The organism is Janthinobacterium sp. TB1-E2, from assembly GCF_036885605.1.
GTDB classification, from domain to species: domain Bacteria; phylum Pseudomonadota; class Gammaproteobacteria; order Burkholderiales; family Burkholderiaceae_D; genus Janthinobacterium; species Janthinobacterium aestuarii.
This window is the reverse complement of record NZ_CP142523.1, coordinates 2,420,903-2,437,355: the sequence shown is the minus strand read 5'-3', so window position 1 is coordinate 2,437,355 and position 16,453 is coordinate 2,420,903. Positions and strand designations below refer to the sequence as shown.

Annotated in this window: 10 protein-coding genes; 5 read left to right on the top strand and 5 right to left on the bottom strand. The window is 65.7% G+C overall.

Features of this window, described 5'->3' with window-relative positions:
- Positions 1-23: 23 nt before the first annotated feature.
- Together OPV09_RS11045 and OPV09_RS11040 are read right to left on the bottom strand one after the other, a co-directional pair.
- Positions 24-1,016 carry a DUF2804 domain-containing protein gene (locus OPV09_RS11045; protein WP_338681663.1) on the bottom strand — a complete coding sequence of 331 codons (993 nt, stop codon included), beginning with the start codon at positions 1,014-1,016 and terminating at the stop codon, positions 24-26.
- A complete protein-coding gene (locus tag OPV09_RS11040; protein WP_338681662.1) occupies positions 1,013-2,290 on the bottom strand; it encodes a winged helix-turn-helix domain-containing protein in 1,278 nt (425 codons plus the stop codon). The genes OPV09_RS11045 and OPV09_RS11040 overlap by 4 nt, the downstream gene beginning before the upstream one ends.
- 190 nt (positions 2,291-2,480) lie before the next feature.
- Here OPV09_RS11040 and OPV09_RS11035 point away from each other — a divergent pair, with 190 nt between their 5' ends.
- Both OPV09_RS11035 and OPV09_RS11030 read left to right on the top strand, forming a co-directional pair.
- Positions 2,481-3,449, top strand: coding sequence for an IS1595 family transposase (locus OPV09_RS11035; protein ID WP_338681661.1), 969 nt, complete (start codon positions 2,481-2,483; stop codon positions 3,447-3,449).
- Between the two features lie 289 nt (positions 3,450-3,738).
- Positions 3,739-6,951: a di-heme oxidoredictase family protein gene (locus OPV09_RS11030; RefSeq protein ID WP_338681659.1), complete on the top strand. Its 3,213-nt coding sequence runs from the start codon at positions 3,739-3,741 to the stop codon at positions 6,949-6,951.
- Between the two features lie 33 nt (positions 6,952-6,984).
- Here OPV09_RS11030 and OPV09_RS11025 read toward each other — a convergent pair whose 3' ends face one another.
- Positions 6,985-8,331, bottom strand: a complete 1,347-nt coding sequence (locus tag OPV09_RS11025) for a sensor histidine kinase (RefSeq protein ID WP_338681657.1) — start codon at positions 8,329-8,331, stop codon at positions 6,985-6,987.
- A 169-nt stretch (positions 8,332-8,500) separates the two neighbouring features.
- Between OPV09_RS11025 and OPV09_RS11020 the strand changes: the two genes are divergently transcribed.
- Complete coding sequence (locus OPV09_RS11020; protein WP_338681656.1) at positions 8,501-10,654, top strand: TonB-dependent receptor domain-containing protein; 2,154 nt, start codon at positions 8,501-8,503, stop codon at positions 10,652-10,654.
- Between the two features lie 63 nt (positions 10,655-10,717).
- Here OPV09_RS11020 and OPV09_RS11015 read toward each other — a convergent pair whose 3' ends face one another.
- Together OPV09_RS11015 and OPV09_RS11010 are read right to left on the bottom strand one after the other, a co-directional pair.
- A complete protein-coding gene (locus tag OPV09_RS11015) occupies positions 10,718-11,386 on the bottom strand; it encodes a response regulator (protein WP_338681655.1) in 669 nt (222 codons plus the stop codon).
- A gap of 20 nt (positions 11,387-11,406) precedes the next feature.
- Positions 11,407-11,778, bottom strand: a complete 372-nt coding sequence (locus OPV09_RS11010; RefSeq protein ID WP_034755042.1) for a YajD family HNH nuclease — start codon at positions 11,776-11,778, stop codon at positions 11,407-11,409.
- Positions 11,779-11,979: 201 nt separating this feature from the next.
- On the opposite strand from OPV09_RS11010, the gene OPV09_RS11005 reads away from it, so the two are divergent.
- Positions 11,980-15,081 (top strand): PAS domain-containing protein, encoded by a 3,102-nt coding sequence (locus OPV09_RS11005; RefSeq protein WP_338681654.1) that lies wholly within the window; start codon positions 11,980-11,982, stop codon positions 15,079-15,081.
- Positions 15,082-15,223: 142 nt separating this feature from the next.
- The gene (locus tag OPV09_RS11000) at positions 15,224-16,450 is read left to right on the top strand and encodes an exonuclease SbcCD subunit D C-terminal domain-containing protein (protein WP_338681653.1); all 1,227 of its coding nucleotides are present in this window, start codon (positions 15,224-15,226) and stop codon (positions 16,448-16,450) included.
- Positions 16,451-16,453: the final 3 nt, after the last annotated feature.

The following is a 16,453-nucleotide window of genomic DNA, read 5'->3' as shown; positions in this document are numbered from 1 at the left end:
GCGTTTCGCAAAAAATCACGCGCCTACCAGCGCGAACGGTGGCTTTCCGTGACGCCCGCCAGCTGCGCCACGATGCGCTTGGGAGACTCCGCGCTGGTGCGCACCCAGCCGCTGAACGTGCCGATGGGCTGGATGTAGCGGCTGGCGGCGATCCACAGGTTCTTGTCTTCGCGCCGCGCGCCTTCCGGCTTGAAGTGCAGGTCGAGCAAATCGTCGTCCGTCCACACATGCCACGGCGCCAGCGGATTGTCGGGATTGAAATCGAAATGCGCGCGGCCCAGCGGATACAGCTGGCCATCGAGCCACAGCGCGTTTTCATGCGCGCCGAAATAGCCGGCCTGCAGATTGAAACCGAGGTCCAGGCTGTGCGCCGAAGCCCAGCGCCACTCCGTCTCGCGCGCCAGCAGTCCGTTCGAATAATCGAAGCTGGCCACGCCGTCGTCCAAACTGTAGCCGACGGCGCCGCAGCGCACGGTGCCCCACAAGGGCAAGCCGCCCGACTTTTGCGTCGCATGCACGCTGCCCCCCTCGCCCACAGGGCCGATGGCCAGCAGGGTGGGCGCCACGGGCGGGCCGCATTCCGCATCGATGCCGAAATGGCCGCAATCGAGCCGCAAACGGTAGCGCTGCTGGGGCTGGGCCTCGATGCTGATTTTTTGCGACAAAAAACGGAAACGGCTGCTGACGCCCGCATGCGGCGCCACCGATGCGCACAGGCCGGGGATGCCATCCTGCGAAAAGCTGGCCACGATCTTGCCCTTGTGGCGGTCGAAGGCATACGCGAAGGCCGTGCTGGTCCAGCCCAGGTCGACGATGGCCACGCCGCAGAACACGGCAGGTGTCGACAGGGCCACGTAATGCCAGCGCTTGTGGTGGAACAGGCGCCAGAGACCGCCGCGCGCATAGGGCGGCGCCAGCGCGGCCCAGTCGAAGGCGTCCAGCTGGCCCGTGTAGCGGCCGAAGCATGGCTGGCCGTCGGCATCGAGCAGTGTGGGCGGAGCCGGCGGCAGCATCATGCGGCCTGCCTTGCGGCGGCGCCGCCATCGTGCAGCGCCTCGGCCAGCAGCGCACCGAAGGCTGCCGGCTGCGCCTGAACTATCTCGATATCCGGGCAGGCATGCCAGAGCGCCAGGCGCCGCACGGCGCCAGCCACGTCCTGCACCAGGCGGGGAATGACGCGCACGCCGTCTTCCAGCGCCAGCGACTTGATTTCGAAGCGCCCCTGCGCACGGTGCGCCTTGGCGTCCAGACGTCCCACGAGCGCGCCACGGCGCAAGATCGGCAAGGTGAAGTAGCCGTAGCGGCGTTTTTCAGCGGGCGTATAGCATTCGAGCCGGTAGTCAAAACCGAACAATTCCAGCGCGCGGCGGCGGTCCCAGACGACGGGGTCGAACGGCGACAATATCGTCGTCAGGGTGGGCGCCAGCTTGCCGGCGGCCGCCGCGCGCGCCAGTTCCGCGTGATCGGCATGCACGTACACGGCGTCCATCCAGCCATCGACCGTGCAGCGCAGCAGCGTACCCTCGTCCACCAGCGCCTGCAAATCGTGCGCCAGGCTGGCGCGCGACTGTTTGGTGCGGAAGTAGTCGCTGATCCAGCTGGCGCGCGCCAGGCCCAGCGCCTTCACGCTGGCCAGCAGCAGGCGCCGGCGCACCTGCTCTTCCGGCGGCAGCAAGCCGTCGTGCCAACCCGGCAGCACCCGTTCGGCCAGGTCGTAATAGCGCTGGAACTGATGGCGTTTGGCGATCATCAGCACGCCCGATGTAAACAGTACTTCGAGCGAGCGCTTTTCCGGCTTCCAGCTCCACCAGCCACCCGCCTGGCCATCCGTGCGTTCAAAGTCCGCCGAGCGCGCGGCGCCGTTGGCGCGGATATGTTCGAGCACGGAAGCGACGGCTTCGCCCTGTTCGGCCATCCATTTGACGGAGTATTTCCAGCCCATGGCGGCCGGGTCCAGCATGCGGTGGCGGTACAAGCCATAGTCTTCAATGGGCACAAAGCACGCTTCATGCGCCCAGTATTCGAACAGCGCGCCCTCGGCCAGCAATTGCTCGAGCCACGGCTGCGGATAGTCGCCCAGCCGGCTCCACAGCACCAGATACGGGCTGCGCGCCACCACATGGATGGTGTCGATCTGCAGCACGCCCATCTGGCGGATGGCGGCCAGCACGTCGGCCTTCACGGCCTTTTTACGCCGCGCCTGCAGCAAGCCCTGTGCGGCCAGGTGCAAGGCGCGCGCGGCGGCCAGGGAGAGGGGCGCGAGTATCGGTGCGGCGGGCGGAATCGGCAAGGTCAGTTCTTCCTCAAAAAAAGGGGACGCGTCGGCGGCAGGCATTTCAGGAAGATACCGCATTCCCGTCGCGCACCATGCATTTTTTTCTTGAATTTTATGGCTCTGTCATCGGCAAGTAGGGGAAATGCCGGAATCTTCCCTTGGATGTCTTGTCTGACTCTGCATACTTACCCTGCAGGAGCAGATCATGCGGTCAGCCGAATGGATCACCTTGATTGCGCAGTTTGCTCGTTTGAGCAGACGCCAGCGGCAGGCAGGCATTGCCCTGCTGCATGGCAACGCGCCACACGACGCGACCGTCGCGCTGCTGGAAAATGTGGCGCAGCCGCGATTGGCCTGTCCCGCCTGCGGCTCGGCGCACCTGCACCGGCATGGTCATGCGCACGGACTGCAGCGCTACCGTTGCGTGCCCTGCGGCCGCACCTTCAACGCCTTGACGGGCACGCCGCTGGCGCACCTGCGCCACAAGACCTTGTGGCTCGATTACGCCGATTGTCTGCTGGCATCGGATTCCGTGCGCAAGGCGGCGTTACAGCTGGGCGTACACCGCAATACCACGTTTCGCTGGCGCCACCGTTTTTTGTCGTTGGCAAAGACGGACCGGCCGCATGGCCTGCACGGCATCGCCGAGGCAGACGAGTTATATCTGCTGGAATCGGAAAAGGGATCCAGAAACATGACGCGTCCGCCCCGCCGCCGGGGCGGCCATGCCCATAAACGCGGCATATCGAACGAACAGGTCTGCATCCTGGTGGCGCGCGACCGTACGGGACAGACCCTCGATTTCGTCACGGGAAAAGGAGCGCTAACCAAGGCGCAGTTGCATCACTGTTTGTTGCCCGCCATCGACAAGGATGTGCTGCTGGTCACCGATGGTCATGCAGCCTATCGGGCCTTCGCCAGGGAAGCGGGGATCAGCCACCAGGCCGTCAACCTGCGCGCCGGCATCCGCGTGCAGGGCGCCGCCCACGTGCAGAACGTCAACGCCTATCACAGCCGTTTGCGACAATGGATGGGGCCGTTTCACGGCGTGGCGACGCGCTACCTGCCGAACTATCTGGGATGGCGTTGGATACTCGACGCCAGGCGTATCCGTTCACCGGAAACGCTGTTGAAAGCAACGCTGGGTGCATTTCCACATCTAACGGTGACATAGCCAATTTTATTCATGCTTTCGCACATTTTTACTCACCTTGCGCACCAGCATAGTGCAAAAAACCCGGGCTATATGAACAGTTGATGACAAGCGCACGAGACTTCTTGACATGCCTCATGCGCTTCTATAACTTAAGAATAATATTGCCATAAGGCAATTAAATTGTTCCCCTATCTTTGCCCCGCAAGGCGCTGCCGTGGCGGTGAAGCACGCGCAACACCATAGGCGGGGATGCGGAGGTAGCCCGTCTGACCAATCTCGCATAACCAATAAAAACAAGGAAGATCGCATGCACACATCCCTGCTTCGGCCCCGGCAGCACCAGGCCGGCTTTATCCACTTTTCCAGGCGGCGCCTGCCGCTGGCCGTGGCCCTGCTGCTGGCGGCATGCGGCGGTGGCGGCGACAAGCCGGCCACGCCCGCCATGGCCCAGCACCTGCTGGCGCAGGCATCGGCCGAAACGGCACTGACGCCAGTCGCCGCCACGGCCAGCTCGGCGGAACGGGGCGACCTGTCGGCCAGCGCCGCGATCGACCGCAACGACGGCACGCGCTGGGGCAGCGCGTTCTCCGACAATGAATACCTGACCCTCGATTTCGGCATCTCGCAGCGCATCACGCGCGTGCATATCGCCTGGGAAAACGCGCACGCCAGCGCCTACCTGCTGCAGGTATCGGACGACAATACGCACTGGACCACCATCCAGAACGTCAGCGACAGCAAGGGCGGCATCGAGGACATCACGGGGTTCGACGCGCAAGGTCGCTACCTGCGCATGCAGGGCGTCAAACGCGCGGGCCAGTATGGTTACTCCATCTTTGAAATCCAGGCATTTTCGGGCACACCCGTACTGCCGCCCGTGACGCCGCCCGTCACCGAACCGCCCCCGGTCACCATCGATCCGGGGCAGCCCGGCGTGGCCATCTCGCCCGTGGCCGCCACTTCCTCTCCCGTGGAAAACGCCGGCATGTCGGCCGCCATGGCGATCGACGGCAAGACGGGCACGCGCTGGGCCAGCAAGTTCGAGGACGGCGCCTGGATACAGTTCGACTTCGGCGCGAAGACGCCCGTCGGCTACATGAAACTGCTGTGGGAAAACGCGTACGGCAAGCAGTACGCGCTGCAGGTGTCCGACGACGGGCAGAACTGGTCGCAAGTGCGCTACGTGAGCAATGGCCACGGCGGCACCGAGGAATTCTTCAACCTGGGCATCCATGCCCGCTACATCCGCCTGCAGGGCGTGGCGCGCGCCACGCAGTATGGCTATTCGCTGCTGGAAGTGAGCTTCAAGACGCCGGGCAGCGACAACAGCCTGCCGTCGACCGCGACGTCGGCGCTGAAATTCCCCGCCAACGGCGCCGACTGGACACCGCTGCCCGCCGCCGCGCAGCCGCTGGAAAGCCTGCAATTCACGCTTGCCGACGGCACGCTGGTGACGCGCTTCGGCGCGCGCGGCCTGGCGCGCCATGGCCGCGAGCGGGGCGAGGAATGGAATGAGATCGGCTACGGTCCGAATGAAACGGTCGATCCCGTCACGGGCCTGCCGCAGGACAAGGGTCCGGGCAATTACCTCACTTTCGTGCCGCAGTACTTCAAGAACCGCACCTGGGGCGTGGAAATCATCGACAACAGCAAGGTCCGCGGCGTCACCAAGCCTACGCTGATCGTCAACCAGTACACCACCGTCGATTTCCTGTCCGGCGGCGTGGCCTTCTTCCGCGGCTTCGACCGTCCCGGCGTGACGGGCTATGGCTGGATGTCGCCCGGCGAACTGGTGGACCGCAACGTCCCCGTCTGCAAGCCGATGGCCTATCCGGCCAACGACAGGCTGACGAACGCCAACGGCATCAACGGCGCCTGCACCTTGCTGATCAAGGAGTACCCGGGCCATGGCGGCCTCGATGCCGGCGGCATGCCGAATGGCACCGACGTCAAGGCGCGCGCGCTGACGGCTGGCGACATCATCGAAGTGTCGCCATCGATGTTCTCCACCACCGCCGCGATGGCATCGAAAGGCGATGATGGCGGCATCCGCTACTACTCGTACGAATGGACGTATGTGGTAGGCGCGGGACTGCGGCCGTGGTATGGCGTGCAGCCGCGCCTCAATGGCGTGCCCCTGCCGGAAGAAACGCTGTCCGGCGGCCTCGGTTCCGTGTCGTATAACTACTCGGACAACGCCCTGTTCATGTTCCAGCAGCCGCACAACAACATCGGCATGCAGAACATGCAGCGCTTTGTCGAGGGCCGCCGCCTTGTGCACACCAACTTCACCACCGGCGAGCACAACGAAGGCGGCAACGACCGCTACGCGCCCGCCGTCGGCCTGCAGGGACAGCGCTACGGCCAGTCGGCCTGCATCGCCTGCCACGTCAACAATGGCCGCAGCCCCGCGCCGATGGCCATGAACCAGCGCCTCGACACGATGGCCGTGCGCGTCGCCAGCATCAATGCGGCGGGCCAGCAGGTGCCGCATCCGCAATACGGCACGGCGATCCAGATGAATGCCGTGTCACCGTCCGGCGTGCCGCAAAACTGGGGCAACAGCGTCAGCGTGGGCGGTTTTACGACACGCAAGACTACCTTGGCCGATGGCACGCAGGTCGAACTGCGCAAGCCGACCTTGGCCTTCGAAGGCCCGGTGCCGCAAATCGTCTCGCTACGCGCGGCGCCGCCAATGATCGGTACGGGCCTGCTGGAAGCCGTGCCGGAAGCCGACATCCTGGCGCGTGCGCGCAGCACGCCGGATGCCGACGGCGTCATGGGCCTGCCCAACTATGTGTATGAACCGGAGACGGGCGCCGTGCGCCTGGGCCGCTTCGGCTGGAAGGCCGCGAAAGCCACCTTGCGCCACCAGGCCGCCGACGCGCTGCTGCTGGACATGGCCGTCACCTCGCCCGTGTACCGCAACCGCGCCTGCACGGCGGGGCCGGTGGCCTGCGCGGCGGGCGGCGTCCAGCCGGGCATCTCGGAAGCGGACCTGCAGTCGATCACGCAATACCTGGCCCTGGTGGCCGTGCCGGCCCAGCGCAGCATCGCCAGCGGCTTCCCGAAAGGCGTGGCGCCGATCGAGGAACTCAAGGTCGACCCGCAGCAGGTGGCCGCCGGTTCGAAGCTGTTCCAGGGCATGCGCTGTGCCGCCTGCCACACGGTGGAAATGAAGACCGGTGCGGGACATCTGTTCGCGGAACTGCGCAACCAGACCATCCGCCCGTACACCGACCTGCTGCTGCATGATATGGGCCCCGAACTGGCCGACACCTTCAAGGAAGGCCAGGCGCAAGGCAGCATGTGGCGCACGGCGCCCCTGTGGGGCATCGGCTACACGGAAAAAGTCATGGGCAATGGCGGCAAGGCCGGCTACCTGCATGACGGCCGCGCGCGCAGCCTGACGGAAGCGATCCTGTGGCACGGCGGCGAAGGGACCAAGGCGCGCCAGCGTTTCGAGAATCTGTCGAAGACGGACCGCGAGACGCTGCTGGCTTTCCTCAAGTCGCTGTAAAGTCGGTCTAAGCAGCTTGCCCTGGCGGGGCCGTCATGGAAACACGACCGTCACCGCCAGCCCCCTGCCCTGCAGCCCTTCGCCAAGGATGATGTGCGCGCCATGCCGTTCGGCGATGCGGCGCACGATGGACAGCCCCAGGCCGCTGCCGGGCAGCTGTCCGCCGCCCAGGCGCACGAAGCGTTCGAACACGCGCTCGTGCAGTTCTGGCGCGATGCCGGGCCCCGTGTCGGCCACGCGCAGATAGCTGCGCCCCTCCTCCACGCCGCAGTTGACGGCCACAAAACCCGGTGTAGGCGTGTAGCGCAGCGCATTCTCGACCAAGTTACGCAGCAGCAGCTGCAGGCTGTCCGCATGCAGCGCGCACGGCGCCGGCGCCATGTTCACGCTTAGCGACAGCCCGTACTGCGCGGCCAGCGCCTGCCATTGCGCGCCCTGCTGCGCCAGCAAGTGCGCCAGGTCGCCCGGCGCCAGCGCTGTCTCCGCTTGCGACTGCGGATCGAGCTGCGCCAGCGCCAGCAGCTGGTTGACGAGGCGCGTGGCGCGCTCCACGCTGGCGCCCAGGGCGGCGATGAATTCCTCGCGTTCGTCCGCGCTGCGGGCCCGCTGCAGCACTTGCAGATTGGTTTTGATGGCGGCCAGCGGCGTGCGCAGCTCGTGCGCCGCATCGGCCGTGAAGCGCTGCTCGTTGTCGCGGCTTTGCCGCACCCTGCCGAACAGGCGGTTTATTTCCAGCAGCAGCGGATGCAGTTCGGCGGGCGCGCCCGCCAGCCTGACGTCGGCCAGTTCATCGGGCGTGCGCGCCGACACTTCATCGGCCGACGCCTGCAGCACGCGAAACACGCGGTGGATGCTCCACCAGATGGCGATCGTGGCCAGCGCCACCAGCAGCAGGCCGAACAGCGCGATGCGGTAAAAGAAGCCGCGGCTGATGTCGTCGCGGTGGCTGGTCGGCTCGGCCACCAGCAGTTGCAAAGTGCGCTGCGGGTCCCACAGCGAAAACAACCGCCAGCGCTGGCCGCCGATGCTGGTCCAGGACAGGCCGTCCGGCGCGCTGCGCGACAGGGCGATATCGGACGCCGCGTCATTGCGGTACAGCACGCGCTGCTGCGCGTCGCGCACCTTGAACAGCAAATACTGATGGGGATTCGGATGGCCGCGCAGCGGCACGTCGATCGGCCCCGTCAAGCCGTGTTTGCGCGCATCCTTTTCCACCAGCGACAGCAGCAGATGGCCCGTCTCGATCAGCGACTGGTCGAACAATTCCTGGCTTTCGCGGCGCGCTTCCACGTACACGATGGCGGCGCTGCCCACCCACAGGGCCAGGGTCAGGCCCAGCAGCACGGCCAGCAGGGTGCGCCGCAAGGACCAGGTTTTCACGCCGCCGCCAGCCGTTAAGAATCTCTTAAGAACTTCTGCGCAAGATCCGGAGCGAAATATTTTTTGGGATGCCATGTCCGCAATTGTAAATGATTCTTATTGCCTCAATGATTCCCATTAGCTTGCACAGCAACACACACCAATAACTCATCCACCATCAGGAGTTTGCATGTCCAACAGCACCCGCCGCGCGCCCCTGCCGCGTCCCACCACCCTGGCCCTGGCCGTGGCCGCCCTGTCCTGCCTGCCGGCGCACGCCCAGACGGGCGCGCCTGCCAGCATGCCGGAAGTGGTGGTCTCCGCTTCCGGTTTCGAGCAGGACATCAAGCAGGCGCCCGCCTCGATCACGGTGCTGACGCGCCAGGAACTGTCGAAGGAGCGTTTCGGCAACCTGACGCAGGCGCTGGAAAGCGTGGAAGGCATCGACGTGGGCGCGGCGGGCGACAAGACGGGCGGCATGAACATCAGCATCCGCGGCATGCCCAGCGACTACACGCTGGTGCTGATCGACGGACGGCGCCAGAACGCGGCCGGCAATGTCACGCCGAACGGCTTCGGCGGCACGCAAACGAGCTTCATGCCGCCGCTGGCCGCCATCGAGCGCATCGAGATCATCCGCGGCCCCATGTCGACCCTGTACGGCTCGGACGCCATGGGCGGCGTGATCAACATCATCACGCGCAAGGTGGGCAAGCAGTGGATGGGCTCCGTCTCGGCCGACTACACCGTGCAGCAGGAATCGGACTTCGGCGACGTGAAAAGCGGCCGCTTCTACCTGAGCGGCCCCATCGCCACCGACCTGCTGGGCCTGTCCCTGCGCGGCAGCAAGCAGCGCCGCGACGCGGCCGATATCCGCTCCCCGAATGCGGCCGGCGGAAGTACGGCAGCCAGCATGGGCGCGAACCCCGTGCGTGCGGACATCGAAAACTTTGGCGCGCGCCTGGCCTTCACGCCGAACCGCTACCACACCGTCATCCTCGACGCGGACGCGGGCCGCCAGACCTACGACAATTCGAACGGCCAGCTCGGCACCAAGACCGTACAGGGCGGCTACGGCCCGGAACAAAAATACAAGCGCGACCAGTGGACCCTGTCACACACGGGCCGCTTCGGCTTCGGCACTGTGGACAGCAGCTATATGGTGAACAAGACGGAAACCCTGGGCCGCACGATCCCGCCAGGCACGCCCGGCGCCGTCGCCGGCAGCGCGCGCACGCTGGAAGTGGAAAGCCAGGTGTTCGACACCAAGCTGGTCATGCCATTAGGCAAGCACATGGCGACCATCGGCGCGCAGTGGTGGAAGGCGGAAATGACGGACGGCGTGGCGCCGAAAAAATTCGAGTTCACGCAAAAAGCCCTGTTCGTGGAAGACGAATGGCAGGTGCTGGAGAACGTCGCGCTGACCTTTGGCGCCCGCTATGACGATCACAGCATCTTCGGCGGCCAGACCAGCCCCCGTGCGTATGCCGTGTGGAACGTGACGCCGAGCTGGACCGTCAAGGGCGGCGTCAGCAAGGGCTACAAGACGCCGCGCGTGGAGCAACTGTCGCCCGGCATCAACGGTTTCGGCGGCCAGGGCACGATCCCCCTCGTCGGCAGCCCGGAATTGAAGCCGGAAACGAGCACGACGACGGAAATCGGCACCTACTTCGACAACCTGGCCGGCTGGACGGCCAGCGGCTCCCTGTTCAACAACGAATTCAAGGACAAGATCACGACGGGCACCGGTCTCGTCAACTGTGACTACCGTCCATCGCCGAACCGTCCAGGCTGCGTCAGCTTCGGCAACTGGCCCAACGTCGATGCGTTTGGCCAGTCCGTCAACGTGGATGAGGCCGTCACGCGCGGCGTCGAGCTGAACACGCGCTTCCCGCTGGGCAAGACCTTGTCGGCCAGCGCCAACTACACGTACACGGAAAGCGAACAGAAGAGTGGCAGCAACGCGGGCAAGCCGCTGAGCGACACACCCAAGCACGCCGTCAATGCGCGCCTGTCGTGGGATATCTCGCGCGAATGGAATGGCTGGCTGCGCGCCGAATACCGCAGCGAGCGCTTCCGCGATCCGGGCACCTCGGCTTCCACGCGCGCCGCCAAGGCCGCGCTGGGCGACTACAAGGGCTACACCATGCTGCACCTGGGCACCAGCTACCAGCTGAACAAGCGCGTGACATTGAACGCGGCCGTGTACAACCTGCTCAACAAGGACTTCATCGACTACCAGCCGTACCGTGGTTCATCGGCGCCGACCTTGACCTACGCCAACCGCTATGTCAACAGCCTGGACGGACGCCGTCTGTGGCTGTCGGCCACCGTCGATTTCTGATGAGTTGATGGCTGACCAGCCATAGAGCACAACGGGCTGCCTCAGGGCGGCCCGTTTTCTTTGTCAGGCCGCTTTCGGCTTGTCGATGCAATAACCGATCGCATGCACGGTGCGTATCAAGTCGCGCCCCAGCTTCTTGCGCAGGTGGTGGATATGCACTTGCACGGCATTGCTTTCCACCTCGCCGCCCCAGCTGTACAGGTTTTTCTCCAGCTGCTCCCGGCTCAGCACGCGCCCGCCGTGTTCCAGCAGCAGTTGCAGGATGCGAAATTCCTTCACTGTCAGCATCACGGGCAATCCCCCTTGCGTCACCTGCCGGTCCGCGATATCGAGCACAAGGTCGCCGTGCACGAGGTGCTCGCGCAGGCGGCCCGCGGCGCGGCGGCAGGCGCTGCGGATGCGCGCGGCCAGTTCGTCGAGGTCGAACGGCTTGACGATGAAGTCGTCGGCGCCCGCGTCGAGGCCGGCGATGCGCTCGCCCACCGTGTCGCGCGCCGTGACGACCAGCACGGCGCCGCTGTAGCCGTTATCGCGCAGCACGCCCAGCGCCTGCATGCCGTCCTGCCCGGGCAAGCCCAGGTCGAGCAGGATGCAGCCATAGTCGTGGAGACGCACGGCCGTGTGCGCGTGTTCGGCGCTCGTGACCCAGTCGACGGCATAGCCGCCCTGCTCCAGGCCGATCTGCGTGGCGCGGCCCAGCTGCGGGTCGTCTTCGGTCAGCAAGATGCGCATGGGGAAGCGGCGCGGCCCGCTCAGTCCTTTTTCTTGATCAGGCCCGCCAGCGCGGCAAACGGATTGTGCGTGGCCGGCGCCACCTCGGCCGACAGCAAGCCCGCGCCACGGTCCGCTTCCAGGTAGCGCGAGTGCTCATTGTCGTGGCAATAAAGGCACAGCAGTTCCCAGTTGCTGCCATCGGGCGGATTGTTGTCGTGGTTGTGGTCGCGGTGGTGCACGGTCAGCTGCTGCACGTTGGCACGCGTAAATTCGCGCATGCAGCGGCCGCAGACCCACGGATACATCTTCAGCGAGCGCTCGCGGTAGCCGCTCTCGCGCTGGTCGGCGGCGCGGCGCGCTTCGGCCACGATCTTGTCCAGCCGTGCCGCATCGGGCTTTTTACTCTGCATGACAACTTTCGATATGGGAGGTAGAAGCATCCATTTTAATGAGGATGGGGGCGCAATTGTACTTTTTCTGCCACGCCGCCAGCCCGTGTCGCCACCGGCGCACCTTTTTTAGCGTGCGCGGCACCACAGATACTTGATTTAACGCAAAATAAGCCCAGCGACAGACCGCGAACAGACGATGGGCGTGGCGGCGACGGGCTTATGCGCAAGGCAGCCGATTTCGGCTATCATGCGCGCCACGCCGCCCCTCCCTTTTTCCATGAATCTAGCCTGCAAGCGCCCGTGATAGCGATAACGAGACCCCTGCAACGCCTTGCCCGCCGCCTGTACCGCATCAGTCTGGTGCCCCTGTTCGCGCTCATCCTGCTGCTGGCGCTGTGGGCGGCCGTCTACTATCAGGTGGGCCAGGAGCGGGCCAGCGCCGTGCGCGACGCCGTGGCCGCGAGCCAGTCGCTGGCGCGTACCCTGGCCGACCATACCAGTTTCACGCTGCGCCAGACCGACCATGCCACGCAATTGTTCAAGCTCAAATACGAGGAAACGGACGGCGGCCTGCGCCTCAATGAATTCACGCGCCGCCAGGGCCTGCTCGACAGCGTGCTGCCATCGAAGCTGGAACTGCCGATCGCCCTCATCGACGCGCATGGCAACGTCATCGACAGCGCCCACGCCTATCTGCCGGAAAACCTGGCCGCGCAGCCATTTTTCAGGGCGCTGGCCGCCAATGCATCCGACACGGTTTTGGTCGACACACCGATGCTCGACGCGGACGGCAAGCGCTGGACCATCCGCCTGGCGCGCCGCCTGAACGATGCGCGGGGCCGCTTTGCCGGCGCCATCGTCATCCACGTCGACCCCACGTATTTTGTCGACGACTACGACCGCCTGAACCTCGACGAGCATGGCGCGCTGATGCTGGTGGCGCGCGACAGCGGCCTGACGGTGGGCCGCATCGGCGAGCAATTGATCCTCAGCGACCGCATCGACTTCCGCATGCCGGGTCCGCCGCGGCACGCCCCCGAGGAACTGCTGATCGAGCCGCCCGTCGACGCGACGCCGCGCATCTACAGCTACCGCGAGCTGCCGCGCTACCCGCTGCTGGCCGTGGTGGGCGTGAGCCGCGCCGTTGCCCTGGCCCGCTTTGAACACCGCCGCCTGTTGTATGTGGGCGCGCTGCTCGCCGCCAGCGTGCTCATCGCCGGCTTTACGGCCCTGCTGATGCGCCAGAGCGCACGCCTGCGCCGCAGCATCCGCCAGGCAACGGAAACGCAGGCGCTGCTGCGCGCGGCGCACCACGGCAGCCTCGACTCGGTGCTGCTGCTGAAAGCCTGGCGCCCCGCCCCGGGCAAGCCGGTGGAAGACTTCATTTTCGCCGACGTCAACGAGCGGGCCGCCGACATGCTGGGCAAGCCGCGCTCCGAACTGCTGGGCCAGCGCGTGCTGCAGCAGATGCCGCTGCTGCGCGGCGAGCGTTTCTTCCAGCGCTTCGTGCTGGTGATGGAAACGGGCCAGCCGCTGGAAGATGAATTCGAGCTGCCGCTGGCCTCGGGCGGCACGCGCTGGCTGCGCCACCAGGTGGTGCCGATCACCGACGGCGTGGCAGTCACTTCGCGCGACATCAGCGCGCGCAAGCACGACGAACTGGCGCTGCAGGACAACCGCAGCTTCCTGCAGTCGCTGATCGACCATTTGCCCGTGCTGGTCTACGTGAAAAGCGCGCGCCCGGAAAACTTCGGCCAGATGGAAGTGTGGAACAAGGCGGCCGAGGACATCACCGGCCACCTGGCCGCCGACGTCATCGGCAAGACCGATTGCCAGGCATTCCCGCCCGACTTCGGCCTGCACGATGCCGAGGACGACCGCGCCATCCTGGCCGAGCACGGCGTCATCGACCATACGGAAAAGCCGCTGCGCCTGGCGGACGGCAGCCTGCGCTACCTGCGCGCCGTCTCCGTGCCCGTGTTCGACGAGCGCCAGCAGATCGAACATATCCTGTGCATCGCCGAGGATATCTCGCAGCGCCGCCAGCAAGAGCTGGAACTGCGCCAGAAACAGGCCGAACTGGCCGCCGTCAACGACGCCTCGCCGCTCGGCCTGGTGCGCCTGGACCGCCAGCGCCGCTGCACCTATGTCAACCGCACCTTTGAATCGATCACGGGCTTGCCGCGCGCGGCCGCCCTGGGCGCCGGCTGGACCAGCGCCCTGCACCCGGGCGACTATCCGCTGATGCACGTGGCGCTGGAACAGCTGACGCGCAGCCATGCGCCATTCCAGTCCACCTTGCGCTGCCTGCAGCGCGACGGCCGGCTGGTCTGGGTCTCCGTCAAAATTGCCCCCATCCTCATCGACGGCAAGATCGAAGGCTACGTGGGAACCCTGGACGACATCACCACCTTGCGCGAATCGGAAGTGGCGCTGCTGGAAAGCGAAGCGCGCCTGCGCACCATCGCCGACACCTTGCCAGCCATGATCGCCTACATCGACGCCGACCAGGTCTACCGCTTCCTGAACATCGCCTATGAACGCGAATTCGGCCTGACGGGCCGCCAGGCGCTGGGCAAGCGCGTGCGCGACACGGTGGGCGAAGCGCGCTACCGCACGGTGGCGCCGTATATCGAAAGAGTGCTGGCCGGCGAAACCCTGAGCTTCGAGGAAGAAGACGAGAAGGAAGGCATCGAGCGCTGCCTGGAAGTGATCTACATCCCGCAGATCGGCGAAGACAAGCTGCAGGTGGTGGGCTTTCACGTGATGCGCCAGGATATCACCGTGCAAAAGCGCGAAAAACAGCGCCTGCTGAAGCTGGCCCAGGTCGATGCGCTCACAGGCCTGTCGAACCGCGCCGGCTTCCAGCAAAAACTCAGCGACGCCATGCACGCGAGCCGCCAGCAGCAGCACCTGATGGCCGTCATGTACATGGATATCGACCGCTTCAAGCCCGTCAACGACACGCACGGCCACGGCACCGGCGACGCCCTGCTGCGCGCCTTCGCCCAGCGCCTGACGCACACCATGCGCGCCACCGACATCATCGCCCGCCTGGGCGGCGATGAATTCACCATCATCATGGAACAGATCACCCGGCCAGAAGACGCGGCCGTGCTGGCGGAAAAAATCGTCGCCGCCATGCAGCAGCCGTTCGAGCTCGACGGCATCACCGTGCGCATTTCGGCCAGCATCGGCCTGGCCTTCTACCGCGACGAAGACATTTCCCCCGCCGTGCTGCTGCAGCGCGCCGACGTGCTGCTGTACAAGGCCAAGCAGGATGGACGCAATACATACAGAGCTGGCGCATTGACGGCTTGATGGTTGAGAGCAAGCCCAACTGAAGGCTGGGGTCAGTCGCTTCGCGATCGGCAAGTTCCCTACCAGGAAACATGCCCCCAACGGGTCTGACCCCTATCATTCCTGCTATATTGGCGCCTGTCCTCCCTACCGTTGCCACACCATGCGCCTGCTGCACACTTCCGACTGGCATCTGGGCCAGACCCTGCACAATTTTGAAAGGGGCTACGAACACCAGTGCTTCCTCGACTGGCTGCTCGACACGCTCGTGACGGAGCAAGTCGACGTGCTGCTGGTGGCGGGCGACGTATTCGACAACGCCAACCCGTCGGCCGCCTCGCAAAAGCAGTTATATGTCTTCCTGCAGCAGGCGCGCGCGCGCCTGCCCGCGCTGCAACTGGTCGTGGTCGCCGGCAACCACGATTCGGCGGGACGGCTCGAAGCGCCCGGCCCCCTGCTGGCCGCGCATGGCACCCACGTAATCGGCCATCTGCTGCGCGACGAGGCAGGCAATATCGACCTGGAACGCCTGCTGCTGCCGCTCGCCGGCGGCGACGGGCAAGTGCAGGCCTGGTGCCTGGCCGTGCCTTTTTTGCGCCCCGGCGACGTGCCGAAACTGCCGGCCGGCGACACGCAGGACGCCTACCTGGGCGGCATCACCCTGCTGTACCGGCAATTGACGGACCTGGCGCTGGCGCGCCGCCAGCCCGGGCAAGCCATCGTCGCCATGGGCCACTGCCACATGGTGGGCGGCGAAATGTCGAACGACTCCGAGCGCCGCATCGTCATCGGCGGCACGGAAATGCTGCCGTCGGGGATTTTCGATACCGCCATCGCCTATGCGGCGCTGGGCCATCTGCACAAGGCGCAGGCCGTGGGCGATCAGGAGCACATCCGCTACTGCGGCAGCCCGATTCCCCTGTCGTTCGCGGAGGTGAATTATCGGCATCAGGTGCTGTGCCTCGATATCGATGGCGAGCAGTTGACTGAGGTGCGCGCCATCGAAGTGCCGCGCGCCGTGCCCTTGCTGCGCGTGCCCGCCACGCCGGCGCCCATCAACGAAGTGCTGGCGCAGCTGGCCGCCCTCGACGTGCCCGCGGCGCCAGCGGAAGCGCAGCCCTTCCTGGAAGTACGCGTGCGCCTCGATGCGCCAGAGCCGGGCCTGCGCACGCGCATCGAAACGGCGCTCGACGGCAAGCACGTGCGCCTGGCGAAGATCGAAACGTCGAGCGCCGCGCGCAGCAGCGCGCCCGAGAACCTGACGCTCGACCAGTTGGCACAGCTGCAGCCCGACGACATCTTCCGCCGCCTGTACCTGCAAAAATACGGCAAGGAAGCGCCACCCGAACAACTGTCGGCCCTGGCCGAACTGCTGCTGCCCGGCGCGTGAGCG

Bases quoted from the DNA above. Each gene is read 5' to 3' on its own strand.
- OPV09_RS11005 (WP_338681654.1), top strand. From the start codon at position 11,980: ATGCGCAAGGCAGCCGATTTCGGCTATCATGCGCGCCACGCCGCCCCT.
- OPV09_RS11010 (WP_034755042.1), bottom strand. From the start codon at position 11,778: ATGCAGAGTAAAAAGCCCGATGCGGCACGGCTGGACAAGATCGTGGCC.
- OPV09_RS11020 (WP_338681656.1), top strand. From the start codon at position 8,501: ATGTCCAACAGCACCCGCCGCGCGCCCCTGCCGCGTCCCACCACCCTG.
- OPV09_RS11035 (WP_338681661.1), top strand. From the start codon at position 2,481: ATGCGGTCAGCCGAATGGATCACCTTGATTGCGCAGTTTGCTCGTTTG.
- OPV09_RS11030 (WP_338681659.1), top strand. From the start codon at position 3,739: ATGCACACATCCCTGCTTCGGCCCCGGCAGCACCAGGCCGGCTTTATC.
- OPV09_RS11015 (WP_338681655.1), bottom strand. From the start codon at position 11,386: ATGCGCATCTTGCTGACCGAAGACGACCCGCAGCTGGGCCGCGCCACG.
- OPV09_RS11000 (WP_338681653.1), top strand. From the start codon at position 15,224: ATGCGCCTGCTGCACACTTCCGACTGGCATCTGGGCCAGACCCTGCAC.
- OPV09_RS11045 (WP_338681663.1), bottom strand. From the start codon at position 1,016: ATGATGCTGCCGCCGGCTCCGCCCACACTGCTCGATGCCGACGGCCAG.